18 protein-coding genes and 1 pseudogene are annotated in these 19,821 nt (G+C 71.2%); 15 read left to right on the top strand and 4 right to left on the bottom strand.

Annotated features, from left to right (window positions below):
* Window positions 1-16 precede the first annotated feature (16 nt).
* Both ASF22_RS06155 and ASF22_RS06150 read right to left on the bottom strand, forming a co-directional pair.
* Window positions 17-1,291, bottom strand: a complete 1,275-nt coding sequence (locus ASF22_RS06155) for an FAD-dependent oxidoreductase (protein ID WP_056262684.1) — start codon at window positions 1,289-1,291, stop codon at window positions 17-19.
* Between the two features lie 248 nt (window positions 1,292-1,539).
* Window positions 1,540-2,163: a hypothetical protein gene (locus ASF22_RS06150; protein WP_056262490.1), complete on the bottom strand. Its 624-nt coding sequence runs from the start codon at window positions 2,161-2,163 to the stop codon at window positions 1,540-1,542.
* A gap of 365 nt (window positions 2,164-2,528) precedes the next feature.
* On the opposite strand from ASF22_RS06150, the gene ASF22_RS06145 reads away from it, so the two are divergent.
* The 10 genes from ASF22_RS06145 (at window position 2,529) to ASF22_RS06105 (ending at window position 12,140) form a co-directional block, all read left to right on the top strand.
* Window positions 2,529-3,167, top strand: a complete 639-nt coding sequence (locus tag ASF22_RS06145) for a ParA family protein (protein ID WP_056168893.1) — start codon at window positions 2,529-2,531, stop codon at window positions 3,165-3,167.
* Window positions 3,151-3,465, top strand: a complete 315-nt coding sequence (locus ASF22_RS06140) for a ribbon-helix-helix domain-containing protein (protein WP_056168895.1) — start codon at window positions 3,151-3,153, stop codon at window positions 3,463-3,465. Before ASF22_RS06145 ends, ASF22_RS06140 begins: the two co-directional genes overlap by 17 nt.
* Window positions 3,466-3,920: 455 nt before the next feature.
* On the top strand, window positions 3,921-5,348 hold the full coding sequence (locus tag ASF22_RS06135; protein ID WP_056262487.1) for a septal ring lytic transglycosylase RlpA family protein: 1,428 nt from the start codon (window positions 3,921-3,923) through the stop codon (window positions 5,346-5,348).
* Window positions 5,349-5,529: 181 nt separating this feature from the next.
* Window positions 5,530-6,717, top strand: coding sequence for a D-alanyl-D-alanine carboxypeptidase family protein (locus ASF22_RS06130; protein ID WP_244472927.1), 1,188 nt, complete (start codon window positions 5,530-5,532; stop codon window positions 6,715-6,717).
* Between the two features lie 30 nt (window positions 6,718-6,747).
* Window positions 6,748-7,467, top strand: a complete 720-nt coding sequence (gene tmk / locus ASF22_RS06125) for a dTMP kinase (RefSeq protein ID WP_244474212.1) — start codon at window positions 6,748-6,750, stop codon at window positions 7,465-7,467.
* Window positions 7,457-8,521, top strand: a complete 1,065-nt coding sequence (locus ASF22_RS06120) for a DNA polymerase III subunit delta' (RefSeq protein ID WP_056262678.1) — start codon at window positions 7,457-7,459, stop codon at window positions 8,519-8,521. Before tmk ends, ASF22_RS06120 begins: the two co-directional genes overlap by 11 nt.
* A 68-nt stretch (window positions 8,522-8,589) precedes the next feature.
* A complete protein-coding gene (gene metG, locus ASF22_RS06115; RefSeq protein WP_056168903.1) occupies window positions 8,590-10,158 on the top strand; it encodes a methionine--tRNA ligase in 1,569 nt (522 codons plus the stop codon).
* A gap of 139 nt (window positions 10,159-10,297) precedes the next feature.
* Window positions 10,298-10,477: a hypothetical protein gene (locus ASF22_RS23625; RefSeq protein ID WP_156647619.1), complete on the top strand. Its 180-nt coding sequence runs from the start codon at window positions 10,298-10,300 to the stop codon at window positions 10,475-10,477.
* Window positions 10,478-10,483: 6 nt separating this feature from the next.
* Window positions 10,484-11,263, top strand: coding sequence for a TatD family hydrolase (locus tag ASF22_RS06110; RefSeq protein ID WP_056262484.1), 780 nt, complete (start codon window positions 10,484-10,486; stop codon window positions 11,261-11,263).
* 73 nt (window positions 11,264-11,336) lie between these two features.
* On the top strand, window positions 11,337-12,140 hold the full coding sequence (locus ASF22_RS06105; RefSeq protein WP_056168908.1) for an MBL fold metallo-hydrolase: 804 nt from the start codon (window positions 11,337-11,339) through the stop codon (window positions 12,138-12,140).
* A gap of 28 nt (window positions 12,141-12,168) precedes the next feature.
* Here ASF22_RS06105 and ASF22_RS06100 read toward each other — a convergent pair whose 3' ends face one another.
* The gene (locus ASF22_RS06100) at window positions 12,169-13,011 is read right to left on the bottom strand and encodes an SGNH/GDSL hydrolase family protein (protein ID WP_244474211.1); all 843 of its coding nucleotides are present in this window, start codon (window positions 13,009-13,011) and stop codon (window positions 12,169-12,171) included.
* Window positions 13,012-13,275: 264 nt separating this feature from the next.
* Between ASF22_RS06100 and ASF22_RS24765 the strand changes: the two are divergent.
* The 4 genes and pseudogenes from ASF22_RS24765 to ASF22_RS06085 all read left to right on the top strand — a co-directional run.
* Window positions 13,276-13,701: pseudogene (locus ASF22_RS24765) on the top strand (AlkA N-terminal domain-containing protein); the annotation flags it as partial.
* A 268-nt stretch (window positions 13,702-13,969) separates the two neighbouring features.
* Entirely contained in the window at window positions 13,970-14,353 is a 384-nt protein-coding gene (locus ASF22_RS24760; RefSeq protein ID WP_244474216.1) for a hypothetical protein, read from the top strand.
* A gap of 4 nt (window positions 14,354-14,357) precedes the next feature.
* A complete protein-coding gene (gene ada, locus ASF22_RS06090; RefSeq protein WP_082483548.1) occupies window positions 14,358-15,527 on the top strand; it encodes a bifunctional DNA-binding transcriptional regulator/O6-methylguanine-DNA methyltransferase Ada in 1,170 nt (389 codons plus the stop codon).
* Window positions 15,528-15,613: 86 nt separating this feature from the next.
* Window positions 15,614-16,540, top strand: a complete 927-nt coding sequence (locus ASF22_RS06085; protein ID WP_244472924.1) for a DMT family transporter — start codon at window positions 15,614-15,616, stop codon at window positions 16,538-16,540.
* A gap of 13 nt (window positions 16,541-16,553) precedes the next feature.
* On the opposite strand, the gene ASF22_RS06080 is transcribed toward ASF22_RS06085, so the two are convergent.
* Window positions 16,554-17,480 carry a trypsin-like peptidase domain-containing protein gene (locus ASF22_RS06080; RefSeq protein WP_244474210.1) on the bottom strand — a complete coding sequence of 309 codons (927 nt, stop codon included), beginning with the start codon at window positions 17,478-17,480 and terminating at the stop codon, window positions 16,554-16,556.
* Between the two features lie 354 nt (window positions 17,481-17,834).
* On the opposite strand from ASF22_RS06080, the gene ASF22_RS06075 reads away from it, so the two are divergent.
* Complete coding sequence (locus tag ASF22_RS06075) at window positions 17,835-19,718, top strand: methanol/ethanol family PQQ-dependent dehydrogenase (RefSeq protein ID WP_056168914.1); 1,884 nt, start codon at window positions 17,835-17,837, stop codon at window positions 19,716-19,718.
* Window positions 19,719-19,821 lie beyond the last annotated feature (103 nt).

The following is a 19,821-nucleotide window of genomic DNA, read 5'->3' as shown; positions in this document are numbered from 1 at the left end:
GGTTCCGCCGATCCCCTCAGAGGAAGCGGCGCGGATCGAACGGCGCGAGGGGGATCTCGGGCTCGGCCCGGCTCACGAGCTGGGCGACGAGGCGGCCGGTCCGGGCCGAGCCGACGAGGCCCACATGGCCATGCCCGAAGGCGTAGATCACGTCGGCGGTGGTCCGCGCCGTTCCGATGCAGGGGCGCCCGTCCGGCATGCTCGGCCGGTGGCCGAGCCAGACCCGCAGGCCCTCGGCCGACACGGATCCGGCGAGATCCGGGAACATCGAGACGAGGTGATCGCGCAGGATGTCGGCGCGCTTCCAGTTGGGCAGCGCCGCGAGCCCCGCGAACTCGACCTGCCCGGCGGCGCGCAGCCCGCCGTTCATGTGGTTGACGATCATCTTGGCGTCGGAGGCCATCACCGGCGTGCGCGGACCCACCGCCGCGTCGGGCAGCATCACGTGGTAGCCGCGCTCGCACTCCAGGGGCAGCGGGTCGCCGAGCGCGGCGGTGAGCGCCTTCGAACGCGCGCCGGCCGCCACCACGGCGCAGTCGCACGCGATCTCGCCCTGCTCGGTCACCACGGCGCCGAGCCGGCCCGCCGCATGGCGGAACCCCGTCGCCCGGGTGGTGACCGGGGTCGCGCCCCGCGCGCGGGCCAGATCCGCCAGGGCGGCGACGTAGCCGCCGGGATCGCGGCAATGCCCCGCCTCCTCGACCACGACGCCGAAGGTGTAGCGCGGATGGAGATGGGGCTCGCGCTGCCGCACCTCCTCGGCCGAGAGTTCGAGCCATGCGACGCCGACCTTCCGGCGGATGGCCCAGGACCGGGCCTCGGCCGCGAAGGCCGCCCGGTCGGGATAGACGTGCAGCACGCCGCGGCGCTCGATGAGGTGCGACACCCCGGCCTCGGCCGCCAGACCCGCGTGGAGCTTCGGCGCATCCACCAGCAGCGTCCGCATCGCCCGCGCCGTCCGCTCGATCAAGGCCGGATTCCGGGCCGCCAGCAGGTAGCGGATCAGCCAGGGCATGACCTTGGGCAGGTAGGTCCAGCGGATCGAGAGCGGGCCGAGGGGATCGAGGAGGAACGAGGGGACCCGCCGCCACATCCCCGGCTCGGCCGGCGGGATCACGGAATGCGAGGAGAGCCAGCCGGCGTTGCCGTAGCTCGTGGCGTGCTCGCCGCCCGGCTGGCCCGGATCGACCACGGTGACGCGGTGCCCCGCCCGCAGACATTCGAGGGCACTCACCGTGCCCACCGCGCCCGACCCGATGACGACGACGTGGCGACCTGACCCTGCGGACATCCGCTGCCTTCCCAAATGCACTGGCGCGTCGTCGCCCGGCCCGTGGCCGTGGGCACGATCGCGTTCGGAAAGGCCGGTGTAGATCATCTTCCGGGGCGAGGGGGGGCGGATTCTCGCCGTCGGCCCGCCGTTGCGGCGAGGCGGGGGCCGGGTTCGCCGCGGGCCGCGATCCCGCCGGATCGATCCGAAGGGGTCGCCGACTCCCACGGAAGGCCACGGCGCGGCAGGAGCCGCGGCCCGGCAGGGGGTCAGTGTCGGCGCTCGCCGGCCGCGTCCCGGAGGTGGCGGGCGAGTTCGCGGCCGATCTCCCGCATCAGGCCGTCGAGGAGCCGGGCGAGGGCAGGGCGGTGCAGGTGCCCGACGAGGCCGTGCAGGGCGATGGCGTGCTCGGCCATGCGGTTCACCGCGTGCTGGGCCGGCCGGTCGAGCCCTTCCTCGTGGGTGAGGTCGAGGGCGATGCCGCGCCCGTGCCGGGGCTGCCCGGCGTCGTCGCACTCGATCCGTCCGCGCAAGGACAGGGTGCGCCCGCTCCGCGCCGTGCGGAAGGCCACGTCGAACGGCGCGGCGCCCACGATGGCGGCGTGGACGACGTTCTCCACCCGGGCACGATCCTCGTCGTGAATTCCGCCGAGGAGGCTCTCCAGCGGCATGCCGGGCGCCGCAGGTTCCTGCTTGGGATCGAGTTCCTGTCCGGGCTCGAGTTCCTGCCTGGCATCGAGTCCTTGCCCGGGATCCAGGATTTCGGCGAGGTCGCCCGAGAGCACGAGGCGATCCGTCCAGATGTCGTAGGTCCACAGGCCGACGACGCCGGAGGCCGCCAGGGCCGCCTGCACCTCGTCGCCGTTCGCCGCCGCGTGCATGAGCCGGGACATGGATCTCCTGGAGGGGGCACCGCGAAGGGGCACCGCCGGAGCGCGGGGTCCGGAGCCGGTCGCGGGGCAGGCGATGGAATTTACCTGAGGTTGATCGTGCGCGCGGCGCAACACGCCCTGGTCGACCCAGGCTACCCGTGAAACCAGCTCAGGAGAAGGGGGCGGTTGCGCTTTTATGGCCAACCAGCAACCTCAGATTGGATTTTGGGAGTGGCGGCGGGGGCGGAGGACGGGCCGCGGTTTAACGAAGGATTAACCATGATCGGAGAGATGGATCAGGTCATCCTTGCGTCACAGGACGAACCGGCCCGCGCGGCAGGTCCTGGGTGGCCGGGACACGTCGAGAGCCGCGAAGGGGCGCCAGGATGAAGGCCATCACGTTCGTCACGCAGAAGGGGGGCAGCGGCAAGAGCACCCTGTGCATCTCGCTCGCCGTCGCCGCGCAGGAGCGCGGCCTGTCCGTGTGCATCCTCGAGATGGACCGGCAGGCGACGATCTCCGACTGGCTCGACCATCGCACCGCCGACGGTCCCGAGGTCGCCCAGATCGACGCGACCCAGATCGACGGGGTCATGGCCAAGCTGCGCGAATCCTCCTACGATTACGTCTTCATCGACACCCCGGGCGTCGATTCCACCGGGACCCTCTCGGCGATCCGCGCGGCGGATCTCTGCATCATCCCGTGCCGGCCGACGCCGGCGGACCTGCGGGCGTTCAAGCCGACCCTGGCCGCCGTCTATCGCCTCGAGAAGAAGTTCGCCTTCGTCCTCAACCAGACCCCGCCGCGCTCCTACCGCATCCGCGACGCCGCCGACGGCCTCGCGGTGCTCGGCATCCTGCCCGACGTGAACATCGTCGCCCGCACGGACCACCAGGACGCCATCGGGGTCGGCCAGGGCGTCACCGAGTTCAATCCGAAGGGCCAAGCCGCGGGCGAGATCCGCAAGCTCTGGACCTGGATCGAGAAGCGGATGCAGGTCTCCAAGCATGTCAAAGCCGCCTAAGCCGAGCCTCGCCGCCATCGTCGCGGCCTCGGCCACGACGGGGCGCCCCCCGCACGCCACCGCCGAGATCGTCCAGCTCGACGTCGGCCCCCCCCGCCCCCGGCCCGCCGCCACCCTGAAGCAGCGGGCGCGGCAGATGTCGGTCTACCTCGAGCCGCCGGTCTACGATCAGCTGCGCGACATCGCCCATGCCGAGCGGGCCAAGATGCACGGCCTGATGCTGGAGGCCCTCGACCTGCTGTTCCGCCAGCGCGGCGCCCGCTCCATCCAGCAGCTGACGGAGACCGACCCGCGCTGAGGCGGGTCGGCGCGGACCCGTGTCGCTTCCGCGCGGCAGGGTTCGGTGCCTGCCCTGGACAGCCGAGTCTCCGCGCTCGGGATGATTCCTCGTTTCGATTCAGGTGGTTGCGCTGGGATTTCGATCCAACCTCTCAGCGCAACGCCCGAACCCCGGCCTTCGCGCGAGCGAGGCGGCTCACAAATTCATTGTACTGATCGTCACGTTTTTCATATTCTTTGGATAGTACAAAGGGTTAGCGCCGTTCCTGAAGGTAGTGCGTGACCCTGCGCCAGGCCGGCTGACCCGCCCGCACGGCAATCCCGTCGATCCCATTCAGCCTTCGTTTACGGCAAAGCGACAAACCTGCGGCCCTCGGGATGGCGTGCGTTCGCGCCGCTCCGGGCCCCGGTGGACCTCGTCGTCTCGGTCGCGGGTGTGTGTTGCGTAACGAGGCAGCGGGGCGGATTCTCGGGATGACGCGTTCGACGAAGGCCGGCCTCGTATCCGCTGTGCCGGGCCGCCCCCTGTGGCAGCTCCTCGGTGTCTGCGCCGTGGCGCTCACCACCGCCAACTGCGCCCAGAATCCGCAGCAGAAATTCGCCGGGCCCTCGGGCTCCACCCTCGATCCGAAATACGGGGTCAAGGCGAGCCCGCGCCTCTACAAGGAGGGCGACGTGATCCCGAAGGGCGGCGGACGCCGCTTCTCCGGCAAGCCCTACGTGGTGGCCGGCCGCACCTACGTGCCGCGCGAGGACGCCAAGGGCTACGTCCGCGAGGGGCAGGCCTCGTGGTACGGCGCCGCCTTCCACGGCCGCCTGACCGCCAACGGCGAGGTGTTCGACCGCAATTCCATCGCCGCCGCGCACCCGACCCTGCCCCTGCCGAGCTACGCCCGCGTCACCAACCTCGCCAACCGCCGCTCGATGATCGTGCGGGTGAACGATCGCGGGCCCTACCACGCCGACCGCATCATGGACGTGTCGGAGGAGGTGGCCCAGGCGCTGGAATTCCACCGCGGCGGCACCTCCCGCGTCCGCGTCGAGTATGTCGGCAAGGCCTCCACCGCCGGCAGCGACGACCGCAAGCTGCTGGCGACCCTGCGCACGGACGGCGTGCCCGCCGCGATCCGCGGGGCCTCGCCGGTGATGGTGGCCGACCTCGGCCCCGACGAACCCCTGGCCCGGGGCCGCTCCGCCCTGGCGTTCAAGCCCGCCGCCGACGAGGCACCGCGCGAAACCGCGCCGGAGGCCGCTTCCGAGACCGTTCAGGAGACGCCGCGCGAGGCGCCCCGTCCGGCACGGGTCCAGCCGATCCTCCTGGCGAGCGCGGCCGGCCTCGCCGTGCCGGCCGCCGTCCAGCCGACCGCCGTGCGGGAGACCACGTTCCGGCACGTGCCCACCGCCCCCGTGCGCCTCGCGCCGGCGCCCCTGGCCCTGACCCCGCCGCCCGTGCGGCTGGCGGCGCGCGGGATCGAGGACGGTCACCGGACCGGGGGCCGGATGCAGGCCGCCGCCCAGCCCCTCACCCGCACCGCCGCCGCCTGGCCTGCGCCGTCCGTTCAGCCGAAGGCCGTGGCCAGAGGGACCGGCAGGGACGTCGCCCCGGTGCACGCCGTCGCTGCGGGCAAGACCACCGCTGCGGACAAGACCACCGCTGCGGACAAGACCGTCGTTGCCTCGAAGGGCGGCGTGGGTAAGACCGTCGACTCAGCCAAGGCGGGCGGACCCGTGAAGGCCGTGGCGGTCGCGAAGGCAACGCTGCCGCCCGCGAAGGTGCCGGCCAAGGCCACGCCTGTCCTCGTGGGCAAGGCCACGCTGGCACCCGTGGGCAAGGCCGCCCCGGCCAGGACCGCCGTCGTGGCCGGCAAGCCCGCGCGCGCGCGGGTGGCCGAGGCGCGCTGACCCGGAACTCTGCCCCGGAACTCTGCGGCGTTGTGCGATGCGAAATGCCGTGAGGCATCACGCATTTGGGTTCGATCTCGCACGCAAATCCCTGTATCGTCACGCTTGATCACTGGTGGGGGCCGGTGATCGGGGTGTCGAGATTCTGGCGTCGAGTGGTGTGAGGCGAAAGATGCGCGCGATGGTTCTTCACGCGAGCCGGACGGCCCTGGTCTGCGGCCTGCTCGCCGCCTCCGCCTGGGGCGCCCTTGCCCAGAGCTTCCAGTCGGCGGCGCCGCACGCGATCCTCATCGATGCCGATTCCGGCTCGGTGCTGTTCGAGAAGGGGGCCGACGAGCCCTTCTCCCCGGCCAGCATGGCCAAGCTGATGACCACCGAGATCGTCTTCAACGAGATCCGGCAGGGCCGGCTCACCATGGAGTCCGAATTCCAGATCACCGAGGACGCGTGGCGCCGGGGCGGTGCCGGCGGCGGCGGCTCCTCGATGTTCGCCCAGCTCAACAGCCGCATCAAGCTGTCCGACCTCCTGCGCGGGCTCATCGTCCAGTCGGGCAACGACGCCGCCATCGCGATCAGTGAGGGCATCGCCGGCTCGGAAGAGAATTTCGGGCGGATGATGACCAACCGGGCCCGCGAGATCGGCCTGTCGCGCTCGACCTTCCGCAACGCCACCGGCTACGCGGCGCCCGACCAGAAGGTGACCGCGCGGGACCTTGCCAAGCTCGCCCTGCACCTCATCGAGACCTACCCCGACCTCTACAAGATGTTCGCCGAACGCGAGTTCACCTGGAACAAGATCAAGCAGCAGAACCGCAACCCGCTGCTGGCGCTGGACATCGGCGCCGACGGGCTCAAGACCGGATACCTCGAGGAATCCGGCTACGGCCTGACCGGCTCGGCGGTGCAGAACGGCCAGCGCCTGATCATGGTGGTGAGCGGCCTCAAGACCGCGCGCGACCGGGCCGCCGAATCCCGCAAGCTGGTGGAGTGGGGCTTTCGCGCCTTCGAGCCGCGTCAGGTCTTCGCCGCCGGCGAGACCGTGGCGGAGGCCTCCGTCTACGGCGGCGCGCAGGGAAGCGTGCCGCTGGTGGCAAAGAAACCCGTGCGGGTGCTGCTGCCGCGCGGCACCGGCGACAAGATCACCGCCAAGGCGGTCTATGACGGGCCTCTCGTCGCCCCCGTACAGGAGGGCAAGGCCGTGGGCCGCCTGCGGATCATGCGCGGCGACATCCAGGCCCTCGACCAGCCGCTCTATGCCGGCGCCGACGTCCCGGCCGGCACGATCCCGCAGCGGGCCCTCGACGCGGCCCTGGAGGTCGGCACCGGCCTGTTCCGCCGCGCCTTCGAGAAGGCCGGCGCCAAATCGTGACGGACAGCGAGTCGTGACGGAAGACAGGTCTTGACGGAAGGCGCGACAGGGATCGGCGCGACGGGGGCGTTCATCACCTTCGAGGGCGGGGAGGGGGCGGGGAAATCCACCCAGGTCCGGCGCCTCGCCGAGCACCTGCGCGCCCGCACCGGCCGCCCCGTGGTGGTGACGCGCGAGCCCGGCGGCTCGCCCAAGGCCGAGGCGATCCGCGCCGCCCTGCTCGCCGGCATCGCCAAGCCGCACGGCCCATTCGCCGAGGCCCTGCTGTTCTCCGCCGCCCGCATCGACCACCTCGACACCCTGATCCGCCCGGCCCTGGCCCGGGGCGAGACCGTGCTGTGCGACCGGTTCGCGGATTCGACCCGGGCCTACCAGGGCGCCGCCGGCGGCCTCGATCCCGCCCTCGTCCTCGGCCTGGAGCGCGTCGTCGTCGGTCCGACGCGGCCCGACCTCACCCTGATCCTCGACCTCGACCCGGCGCTCGGCCTCGCCCGCGCCGCCAAGCGCTCGGACGCGGCACCCGACCGGTTCGAGGCCGAGGCCCTCGAGTTCCACGCCCGCCTGCGCGCCGCGTTCCGCGCCATCGCCGAAGCCGAGCCGGAGCGCTGCGCCATCGTCGACGCCGGTGCCGACCCCGAGGCGGTGGAGGCGGCGATCCGGGCGGCCGTGGCGGCGCGGCTGCCCTTGCTTCTCGGCGAGGGGCATATCAGGGAGGGACATACCAGGGAGGGACATGGCGATGCGGCCTGAACGCCTGCCCGAGGATGTCGAGCCGGGCGACCTGCCCCACATCCCCCGCCCCCGCGAGCAGGCGGGCCTCGTCGGCCATACGGAGGCCGAGGCCGCCCTCGTCGCCGGGATCGCGTCCGGGCGCCTGCACCACGCCTGGCTCATCGGCGGCCCCCGCGGCATCGGCAAGGCGACGCTGGCCTACCGCATGGCGCGCTGGCTCATCGCCAATCCGGGCCTCGACGCGATCCCCGAAACCCTCCACGTCGATCCGGGCCACCCGGCGGCCCGCCAGGTCGCGGCCCTGTCCCACCCCAACCTCGTCGCCCTGCGCCGGACCCGCCCGCCCACGGCGAAGACCCTGGCGACGAAGATCTCCGTCGATGCCGCGCGGGGCGCCCTGGAGCTCTTCGGCTCCACCGGGGGGGCGGCCGGCTACCGCATCTGCATCGTCGACAGCGCCGAGGACCTCAACGCCAACAGCGCCAACGCCCTCCTGAAGATGGTGGAGGAGCCGCCGCCCCGCTCCCTGTTCCTCATCGTCAGCCACGCGCCGGGCCGGCTTCTGCCGACCATCCGCTCGCGCTGCCGGGCCCTGACCCTGCGGCCGCTACCCGACGCCGAGGTCGCCCGGGTTGTGGCGGGCTTTCCCCCGCCCTTCGTCCAGCCCGAAGCCGAGGCGCTGGCCCGGGCCGCCGCCCTGTCGGAGGGCTCGGTGGCGCAGGCGATGGCGATGCTCGATCCCGCCACCGCCAACCTCGTCGCGGAAGTCGAGACCCTGCTCGCCCGCCTCGACCACCCGGACTGGCGCCGCATCCTGGCGCTCGCGGAGAAGCTCGCGGGCCGCGACTCCGACGACCTGTTCGCCGCGAGCCTCGACACGGTGTTCCGCTTCGTCTCGGCCGAACTCGACCGGCGCGCCCACGAGGGGCCGGCCCGCCTTGCGGCCCTGGTCGAGGTGTGTGACAAGATCGCCCGCGCCGCGCGGGAGGCCGCGACCTACAATCTCGACCGCCGGCCGCTGGTCCTGTCCCTGTTCGGAGACCTCGCCGGCGCCCTGCGCGCGGCGGCCTGAACCGGACGGACGTCCTGCGAGTCTTCGTCCTGTGATCCCATGAACCCAGCCTCCGGGGATACTTCGACGTGACCGACCCGGCCTCCGAAAAAACCTTCGGCCTCACCACCGCGATCTCCTACCCCAACGGCGCCCCGCATATCGGCCACGCCTACGAGGCGATCGCCACGGACGCCATCGCGCGCTTCAAGCGCCTCGACGGCTACGAGGTGCTGTTCTCCACGGGCACCGACGAGCACGGTCTCAAGATCCAGCAGGCCGCCGCCAAGGCCGGGCTGTCGCCGCGGGCCCTCGCCGACAGCATGGCCGGCCTGTTCGAGACCATGGTCAAGGCCCTCAACTGCTCGCACGACCGCTTCATCCGCACCACCGAGCCCGTGCACTACGCCGCCGCGCAGGAACTCTGGCGCCGGATGGAGGCCAACGGCGATATCTACCTGTCGAAGTATTCCGGCTGGTACTCCGTGCGCGACGAGGCCTACTACGCCGAGGACGAGACCGAGATCGGCCCCGACGGGGAGCGCCGGTCGCGCGAGACCGGCACGCCCGTGACCTGGATGGAGGAGGAGAACTTCCTGTTCCGCCTCTCGGCCTATGGGGACCGGCTGCTGGCCCTCTACGAATCCCAGCCCGATTTCATCGGCCCGGAGACCCGGCGCAACGAGGTGGCGAGCTTCGTACGCTCCGGCCTCAAGGACTTCTCCGTGAGCCGCACGAACTTCGACTGGGGCGTGCCGGTGCCGGGGCATCCCGACCACGTCATGTACGTCTGGGTCGACGCGCTCACGAACTACCTCACGGTCACGGGCTTCCCGGACGAGGCGGACGCGCGCAAGAAGTTCTGGCCCATGGACCTGCACGTCATCGGCAAGGACATCGTCCGCTTCCACGCGGTGTACTGGCCGGCCTTCCTGATGTCGGCCGGACTGCCGCTGCCCAAGCGCGTCTTCGGTCACGGCTTCCTGCTCTCCAAGGGCGAGAAGATGTCGAAGTCGCTGGGCAACGTCGTCGACCCCATGGACCTCATCGCCACCTACGGCGTCGACCCCGTGCGCCACTTCGTCCTGCGGGAGGTACCCTTCGGCGGCGACGGCAACTACTCCCACGAGGCCATCGTCATCCGCACAACGGCGGACCTGTCCAACGGGCTCGGCAACCTCGCCCAGCGTTCGCTCTCGATGATCGCCAAGAACGTTTCGGGATTGGTCCCGGAGCACGGCGACCTTACCGAGGACGACCGGGCGCTCCTGGCCCTGGCCGACGCCCTGCCGGGCGCCGTGCGCGATGCCATGGACCGGCTCGCGCTCCACACGGCGCTCACCGAGATCTGGGCCGTGGTGACGGCCTCGGACCGCTATTTCGACGCCCAGAAGCCCTGGGTCCTGCGCAAGACCGACCCGGCCCGCATGGCCGCCTCCCTCTACGTGGTGGCCGAGACCCTGCGGGCCATCGCCATCCTGGTGCAGCCGTTCATGCCGGATTCGGCGGGGAAGCTCCTCGACCTGCTGGCCGTTCCGGGCGACCAACGCCAGCTCGCCCATGTGGGGGAGGGCGGTCGCCTCGTGCCCGGCACGCCGCTCCCCGCCCCCGTCGGGCTGTTCCCGCGCTTCGTCGAGCCGGCGGCCAGTGTAGGGTGATGCGGGGGTCGAGGCCGCCGTTCCAGGATGAGGTTTCGCGCGGGCCCCCTCCCTCGGAAGGAGAGGGAGCCTGCCGCGACCGCTTTATCCGAAGCGATCAAACAGCTTCGGCATCACGTGTCCATCCAGGCTCGAGATCGTGAGGTTCGATAGCCTCGATGCGATGTTGCCTGTCGAGCCCTTCAGCTCGGCCTACAACGCGCTGAGCGACGAGGAAGCCGCCAGCCGCGCCGCGGCCGATCCGGACGCTGGTGTGATTCCCGTAGGCTTCTGGGAAACAGTTGCGCCCGTCGCATTTCCGTCCGCAAAGAAACCCTGAGCAACAATGCTGGTCGACAGTCACTGCCACCTCGATTTCCCCAACTTCGCCGAGGACCTGCCGGGCGTCATCGCCCGCGCGCGCGCAGCGGGGGTGACCCGCATGGTCACCATCTCGACCAGGGTCGCGAAGGCGGAGACCTACGCGGCGATCTCCGAGGCCCATCCCGAGATCTGGCACACCATCGGCACCCACCCGGACGGGGCCGGGGACGAGCCCGACGTGCCGACGGAGACGATCGTGGCCCTGAGCCGGCATCCGCGCTGCGTCGGCATCGGCGAATCCGGCCTCGACTTCCACTACGACAACGCCGCGCCGGAGGCCGTGCAGGAGCGGGTGTTCCGCCGCCACATCGCGGCGGCGCGCGAGACCGGCCTGCCCCTGGTGATCCATTCCCGCGACGCCGATGCCGAGATGGAGGCGATCCTCGTCGACGAGATGGGGCAGGGGGCCTTCAAGGCGGTGCTGCACTGCTTCTCGTCGGGCGCCCGCCTCGCCGAGGTCGGGGTCGATCTCGGCCTCTCCGTGTCGTTCTCCGGCATCGTCACCTTCCGGCGCTCGCACGAACTGCGCGCCATCGCCCTCAAGGTGCCGCGCGACCGTCTGCTGGTGGAGACCGACGCGCCGTTCCTGGCGCCCGAGCCGCACCGGGGCCGCACCAACGAGCCGGCCTACACCGCCGACACGGCGCGGGCCCTGGCCAAGACCCTGGAGATGGAGTTCGACGCCTTCGCGGCGCTCACCACCGCGAACTTCCACCGCCTGTTCCACAAGGCCGCCGCCTGAGCGGGCAGGGGACAGGCGAGGGGGGCGTGACATGCCCCTCCCCCCTCCGATACCAACGGCAGCGGAGGTGGCGATGGGTTCCTTGACGGTGACGATCCTCGGCTGCGGCTCGTCCGGCGGCGTGCCCCGGGTCGCCTATGGCTGGGGCGCCTGCGATCCGGCCGAGCCGAAGAACCGGCGGCGGCGCTGCTCGCTCCTCGTCGAGCGCGGCCCGGAGACCGGGCGCACCAGCGTCCTCGTCGACACCGCGCCGGACCTGCGCGAGCAGCTCATCGGCGCGGGGGTGACGCATCTCGACGCGGTGCTGTTCACCCACGCACATGCCGACCACACCCACGGCATCGACGACGTCCGGCCCCTCGTGCTCCACATGCGCCGGCGCATTCCGGTCTATGCCGACGCCCTCACCCGGGCGCTCCTGGAGCGTCGCTTCGGCTACTGCTTCGAGACCCCGCCGGGCAGCGAGTATCCGCCGATCCTCGACATGAACGATCTCGTCCCGGGCGAGACGGTGGAGGTCGGCGGGGCGGGCGGCGCGGTGACGGCCCTGCCCTTCGCCATGGAGCACGGCAACGAGGCGGCGCTCGGATTCCGGTTCGGCCCGGCGGCCTACGCGCCCGATGTCAGCCTGATGCCGGCGGGGTCCCAGGCGCACCTGCACGGCCTCGACCTGCTGATCATCGACGCCCTGCGGGAGACGCCGCACCCGACGCACTACTCGGTCTCGGACGCCCTCGCCCTCATCGAGACGGTGCGGCCCCGCCGCGCCATCCTCACCAACCTCCACACCGACCTCGACTACGCCACCCTGGCGCGCAAGCTCCCGCCGCACGTGGTGCCGGCGTATGACGGCTTGCGGGTGACCGTGGACGTGTGAGCGGCGGCGGAGGAGGGCGGTCCCAGGATCAGTTGCGGGCCGGAGTCTCGTCCGGCAGGCCGGCACTCACCAGGATCTGCGTCATCGCCGCCTTGGCGAGATGGTTGTAGCCCGCATCGGTCATGTGGAGGCCGTCGGGGCCGATCATCTGGGTGGGCGTGAGCAGGCCCTTGGCCACCCAGGCGCGCATCATGGCGTTGCGCCGGATCACCGGAACGTCGAGTTCGCTGGCGACGGCGTGCAGGGCGGTGCCGTAGAGCTCCGATCCGGCGGTGCCGGACAGGCGCTTGCACCATTGCTGGTCCATGAGGATCACGTCCGCCCCCGTGGCGCGGATCGCCAGGATGCCGGCCCGGGTCAGTTCGGCGAAGCGCTCCACGCTGACGCCGGTCATCGGGTCGTTGCTGCCCGTCTGCCAGATCACGAGATCGGGCTTGTCGGCCAGCACGTCGCGTTCCAGGCGCCGGGCCATGGCCTCGGCATCGTCGCCGCCCTTGCCCCGGTTGAGCACGGTGACGAACTGGTGGTCCGAGGCGGCCTTGTCGAGCCGCGACTCGAGATCCTCCTGCAGCTGCGCCGGATAGGTCGCGGCCGGGGAGGTGGCGCCGATGCCCTCCGTCGAGGACGAGCCGAACGCCACGATGCGGATATCCGCCCCCTTGGCCACGAGGCCGGCGAGGCGCGGCAGACGCGCCAGGGTGCGGGCGTGAAGCGCGGGACGCACCGTCTTGGGCTGCGGGATCGCGGTCTCCGCGTCCAGTCCGGCATGGACCGCATGCACGGGAACGGGCTCGGACCGGGCCGGCGCACAGAGCGCCACCAGGGCGAGGCCGAGCATCGGGATGACGGGAAGGCGTGCGGGGATCGGCATCACATTCGCTTCGGTAACGGTCTGCGCCCGGGGCGGTGCAGCCGTGTAGCACCCCTTGTGAGCCGGGATTATGACGAAGGCGAGGGCGTTTAGCGCCTCCTGTGCCACAACCGGACAGGATTGTTCGGGTTATGCGCCGAAGTCGGCGGACAGAATGAATTCAACGTTCACGGGTCGAGGAGCCCGCCGATCGGGTCGGGACGCCCTGGGGTACGAAGGCCCCCTGCCCCTGATTCCCTAGCTCTAGGTTCCATAATATATCTTATGCGAACGGCGTTCGGGAGATGGGAAAGCGCTTTGGGGCGACTTCGGGTAGTGTCGGCGCGATTGCGCCACCCCTTCAAAGCGTCTCCAGCCAAGTTTCGAAAGCCAAGTTTCGAGGTCCGCCCCGCCGTGCCGTCCGTCGCCCTGCCCTACACCCCGCCCTACGACTGGCCGGCGATCCGCGACTACCTCGCCGCCCGTGCCATCCCGGGCGTGGAGGCGGTCACGCCGGAGGCTTATCGCCGGACCATCGACCTGTACGGACGGCACGGCGACGTCACCGTCGGCCCGGGCGAGGGCGACGTCCTGGTGGCGCGGATTCGGCATCCCGACCCCGGTGCCGTGCCGGCGGTTCTGGGCCGCCTTCGGCCGATGTTCGACTGCGATGCCGATCCGGCGGCGATCCGCATGGGCCTCGCGGAAGATCCCCGTCTGGCGCGTCTCGTCGCGGCCCGGCCGGGCCTGCGCGCGCCCGGCGCGTGGGACGGGTTCGAACTGGCCGTGCGCGCCATCCTCGGCCAGCAGGTCTCCGTGGCGGCGGCGACCCGCCTCGCCGGCCGGCTGGTGGCCGCCTTCGGCGCGCCGCTCACGGACCCCACCGACCCGCCGGGCCCGAGCCACGTCCTTCCCTTGAGTCACGTCCTTCCCGACGCCGGAGCGGCTGGCGGGAGCCGACATCGCGGCAGCCCTCGGCATGCCGCGGGCCCGGGGGGAGGCGGTCCGGACCCTGGCGGCGGCCGTGGCGGAGGCGCCCGGCCTGCTGGCGCCGGGCCAGCCGCCCGAGGCGGTCGTCGCCGCCCTCAGGCGCCTGCGCGGCATCGGCGACTGGACGGCGCAGTATATCGCGCTCCGGGCCCTGCGCGCGCCCGACGCCCTGCCGGCGGGCGACCTCGCCCTCCTGCGCGCCCTCGACGACGGGGGCGGGCGGCCGAGCCCCGCCGGTCTGCTGGCCCGATCGCAGGCGTGGCGGCCGTGGCGGTCCTACGCCGTGCTCCACCTCTGGGCGAGCGAGGGCGACCGGAACGGAATTCGGCAGCAAGAACCGGGATGCGCCCCCGGCCCGAAGGCGCCAGGGTAGGGGCATGACCGGTCCCGTTCCCAGCCGCTCCCTCCCCGCTCCCCCGGACGATGCCCCGGCCGCCATCGACGACGCGTGCTGGGCCGCCGTCGCCGCCCGCGATCCGGCGGCCGAGGGGCGCTTCGTCTACGCCGTGCATACCACCGGGGTGTATTGCCGGCCGGGCTGCGGTGCCCGCACCCCGCGCCGGGACAACGTGAGCGTCCACGCCACCCCGGCGGCGGCCCGCGCGGCGGGGTTCCGCCCCTGCCTGCGCTGCCGCCCGGACGATCCGCCCCGGGCGGAGCGTCACGCCGAGGCCGTGGCCCGCGCCTGTCGCCGCATCGGTGAGGCGGTGGAGCCCCCTGCCCTCGCGGCGCTCGCCCGGGCGGCGGGCTTGAGCCCGTTCCACTTCCACCGCGTCTTCAAGGCCATCACCGGCGTGACCCCGAAGGCCTATGCCGGGGCCGTGCGGGCCGAGCGCCTCGCCGCTGCCCTGCCCGCGGCCGGCACCGTGACGGAGGCGGCCTATGCGGCGGGCTACGGCACGGCGGGCCGATTCTACGCCGCCGCCGGCCAGCACCTCGGCATGACGCCCGGCGTCTTTCGGAAAGGCGGGGCCGGGGTCGCGATCCGCTTCGCCGTGGCGGCCTGCGCCCTGGGTTTCGTCCTGGCGGCGGCCACCGAGCGGGGCCTCTGCGCCATTCTCCTCGGCGACGATCCCGAGACCCTGGCGCAGGATCTGCGGGTGCGCTTCCCCAGCGCCGACATCGCCGGGGCGGATGCGGACTTCGCCGCGTGGCTCGCCGCGATCGTGGCTTTCGTGGCGGCTCCGCAGGGCGGCCTCCCCCTGCCGCTGGACATCGGCGGCACGGCTTTCCAGCAGCGGGTGTGGGCGGCCCTGCGCGCGATCCCGCCGGGGCGCACGGCGACCTACGCGGACATCGCCCGAGCCATCGGCCGGCCCGCCGCCGTGCGGGCCGTGGCGCTGGCCTGCGCCGCCAACGCCCACGCCGTGGCGATCCCCTGCCATCGGGTTTTGCGCACCGACGGCGCACTCTCCGGCTACCGCTGGGGCGTGGCGCGCAAGGCCGCGCTTCTGGCTCGAGAGGGTGCGGGATCGGACCCGCCGGGACTGGACCCGGCGGGATTGGACCCGGCGGGATTGGACCCGGCGGGATTGGACCCGGAGTGACCGGCCCCGCCATGCGTGCGCCACCCTTGTCCGCGCGGCCGGAGCGGGGGAAGAGGGGGCCGGCCAATGGAGACACCCCCGGTTCCGTGAGCGTGACACCCCCCGCCTCCCCTGCCCCGCACCGTCCGGCGCCCCTTTCCGCCTACCCGCTCCTCGTCGGCACCATGCTGCTGTGGGGCGGCAACGTGGTGGCGGGCAAATGGGCCGTGGGCGAGGTTTCGCCGCAGGTGCTCACCTGCCTGCGCTGGGCCATCGTCTGCGTCGTCCTGGCCCTGCCGGCCCGGCCCGGGCTCGTCGCCGAATGGGGGCGGCTCAAGCCCCACTGGGCCTACGTGCTGCTCATGGGGGCGTGCGGCTACACCCTCTACGCGAGCCTGTTCTACGCCGCCGGCGGGTTCACCACGGGGATCAACATCGCCCTGTTCCAGGGGGCGATCCCCGTGCTCGTCATCCTCATCAACTACGCCGTCCACCGGGTGGCCGTGACCGGGGCGCAGGCGCTCGGCGTCGCCGTGACCCTCGCCGGGGCGATGGTGGCCGCCACCCACGGCGACTGGCGCGTCCTCACCCATTTCGGGTTCAACCGCGGCGACGTGCTCATGCTCGGCGCCTGCCTGTTCTATGCCGGCTACACCGTCGCGCTCTCCGCGCGCCCGAAGGTCTCGGGCCTGACCTTCTTCACCGCCATGGCGCTCGCCGCCTTCCTCACCGCCCTGCCGCCGCTCGCCGCCGAATGGGCGCTCGGCCACACGGTCTGGCCGACGCCGACGGGCTGGCTCATCGTCGCGTTCGTGGCGCTCGGCCCGAGCCTCGTCGCCCAGCTCGCCTTCATGCGCGGGGTCGAGCTCATCGGCCCGAACCGGGCCGGCCTGTTCGTCAACCTCGTGCCGATCTTCGGCGCGGGCCTCGCCATCCTCCTCGTCGGCGAGCCCTTCCGCTGGAACGACGCCCTGGCGCTGGCCCTCGTCATCGGCGGCATCGCCATCGCCGAGCGCCTCGGCCGGCGGCGCTGAGGGCGCAGGACCGTCAGGGGGCCGCCACCGCCTTGCGCAGGGCGGCGAGAAGCTCGCCCTCGAAGGCCAGGGCCGAGCCGTAGTGGAACTCGATGTCGAACGGCTTGCGGGCGTTCATGGACAGGGAGGCGCTCTGCATGGCCACGAGGCGCCCGGCCTCGTCGAACAGGCCCGAGCCCGAGCCGCCGAAGCCGTCGTTGCAATCGTGGCGCAGGCGCCGGATGCCGCCCTCGCTCGGCGGATCGACCTGCCGGACGGCGCAGGCTTCGAGGCTCGCCGGCCCGCGGTAATTCTCGTGTCCGCCGGGCGAGACCATGACGATGGGCAGCCGCATCGGCCCCTCCCCCAAGTCCGGCGCCGCCGGCATCGGCTGGGGCCGCACGCCCTCGGCGGGCCGGACCAGGCGCAGGATCGCCCAGTCGTCGGTGATGTGGAGCGCCTGCGAGGCCGGCACCGCCCCGAGCTGGATGCTGCCCGGCACGAAATCGTAGTTGCGGCCGCCGATCTGGAAGAAGCAATCGGCCACCTCCCGCGTGGTCTCGAGGCGGCGGTTGCGGAAGTTGTGGGCGTTGAGCACCACCACGGAGGGGTCTCCGATGAGCCAGGCGGCGGCGGCCTTGCGGGGAATGCCGTCCGGCCCGTGGCAGAACAGCACGCCCGCCCCGGGATAGCGGTCGATGTCCGCGCCCGTGAGGTCCCGGCGCCCGTCCCGGGGATAGAGGGCGGCGAGGTCCTGGGCCTCCACCCGCAAGACACCAGGCAAGACACCGGGCAAGGCACCGAGCAGCAGCACCGCCCAGGGCATCAGCGCGGCGATGCGGCGGGCCGCCCCGACCGGAGCACCCGCGATCCCGCGTCTCCGTGCAGCCCAGAGGCGCCACGTCCGGATGCGCCACGTCCAGGCCCGCCACGTCCAGGTCCGCCAAGCCCTCGGCGCCATCGGCCCTCGCCCCCCTGATCGGCCCGTTCGCCCGGGCCGTTGCGACAGTCGTGCGATGCGCCAGGGGGACGGTCAAGCGTCGGGACGCCGCTGCGCGATCCTCATGCTGAACTTGCCGAAGTTGCCCGGCTAGAAATGTCGGATCGTCTAGAGACTTTGCTGCATGAAGATGGCTAGAAATAAGGGCTGAAGGAACAGTAATAAGCTTCTTATAAGACTTATATAGTCTGATAAAAGCTTAAGAGGGCAGCGGTTCTTCTAAGAGCGGCGGCGCCAATGTTCCGAAACGGCGGGAGAAACAGCCACGCGCGACCGCAGGGTCGATAGACGGGGCGGCAGCTGAGGAGACGCACGATGATGAGGTACTTGAGTTCCGTGTCGGTGCTGGCCGTGATGGCCCTGGCGCCCATCGGGATGGCCACCAGCGCGGCCGCCAACGACAAGCTCGTCGAGATGTCGAAGAGCGACGAAAACTGGATCATGCCGGGCAAGAACTACGACTCGGACAACTACAGCAAGCTCAAGCAGATCAACCGCGACAACGTCAAGCAGTTGAAGCCGGCGTGGACGTTCTCCACCGGCCTGCTCAACGGTCACGAGGGCGCGCCCCTGGTCGTCGACGGCAAGATGTACATCCACACGTCTTTTCCGAACAACACCTTCGCCCTCGGCCTCGACGATCCGGGCCTGATCCTCTGGCAGGACAAGCCGAAGCAGAACCCGGCCGCCCGTGCGGTCGCGTGCTGCGATCTCGTGAACCGCGGCCTCGCCTACTGGCCGGGTGACGGCAAGGTGCCGTCCCTCATCCTGAAGACGCAGCTCGACGGCAATGTCGCCGCCTTGAACGCCGAAACCGGCGAGACGGTGTGGAAGGTCGAGAACTCCGACATCAAGATGGGCTCGACCCTGACCATCGCCCCCTACGTGGTGAAGGACAAGGTGATCATCGGGTCGTCCGGCGCCGAGCTCGGCGTGCGCGGCTACCTCACCGCCTACGACGTGAAGACCGGTGCCCAGGTGTGGCGCGCCTACGCCACGGGTCCCGACAAGGACCTGCTGCTTGGGCCCGACTTCAACGTGAAGAACGCCCATTACGGCCAGAAGGGTCTGGGCACCTCCACCTGGGAGGGCGATGCCTGGAAGATCGGCGGCGGCACCAACTGGGGCTGGTACGCCTACGATCCCGGCACCAACCTGATCTACTTCGGCACCGGCAACCCGGCGCCGTGGAACGAGACCATGCGTCCCGGCGACAACAAGTGGACGATGACCATCTTCGGCCGCGACGCCGATACGGGTGAAGCCAAGTTCGGCTACCAGAAGACCCCGCACGACGAGTGGGATTACGCCGGCGTCAACGTGATGATGCTGTCGAACCAGAAGGACAAGGACGGCAAGGATCGCAAGCTCCTCACCCATCCGGACCGCAACGGCATCGTCTATACCCTCGACCGGACCGACGGTTCGCTCGTCTCGGCCAACAAGATCGACGACACCGTCAACGTCTTCAAGTCCGTCGACCTGAAGACCGGCCAGCCGGTGCGCGATCCCGAGTACGGCACCCGGATGGACCACCTCGCCAAGGACGTCTGCCCCTCGGCGATGGGCTATCACAACCAGGGCCACGATTCCTATGATCCGGAGCGCAAGCTCTTCTACATGGGCATCAACCACATCTGCATGGACTGGGAGCCCTTCATGCTTCCGTACCGCGCAGGTCAGTTCTTCGTCGGTGCGACGCTGAACATGTACCCCGGCCCGAAGGGTGACCGTCAGAACTACGAGGGTCTCGGCCAGATCAAGGCCTACAACGCCATCACGGGCGAGTATAAGTGGGACAAGATGGAGCGTTTCGCCGTGTGGGGCGGAACGATGGCCACCGCCGGCGATCTCGTGTTCTACGGAACCCTGGACGGCTACATCAAGGCGCGCAACGCCGACAACGGCGACCTTCTGTGGAAGTTCAAGCTGCCGTCGGGCGCCATCGGTTACCCGATGACCTACAGCCACAAGGGCGATCAGTTCGTCGCCATCTACTACGGCGTCGGCGGATGGCCGGGCGTCGGCCTGGTGTTCGACCTGCAGGATCCGACCGCCGGCCTCGGCGCGGTGGGCGCCTTCAAGAAGCTCGCCAACTACACCCAGATGGGTGGCGGCGTGATGGTGTTCTCCCTGAACGGCAAGGGTCCGTACGACGATCCGAACGTCGGCGAGTACCAGACCGCCGCCAAGAAGTAAGTCTCTAGACCAACAGAGGACTCCGCCGGCCTCAAGGCCGGCGGGGTTCGCCCCGCCCTGAGATTTCGCGCGCGAAGGCCAACGGGAGGACACGCCATGTCCT

It is taken from the genome of Methylobacterium sp. Leaf87, from assembly GCF_001422775.1.
In the GTDB taxonomy this organism is placed as follows: Bacteria; Pseudomonadota; Alphaproteobacteria; order Rhizobiales; family Beijerinckiaceae; genus Methylobacterium.
The sequence above is the reverse complement of the archived record's forward strand: the minus strand, read 5'-3'. Positions and strand labels throughout refer to the sequence as shown.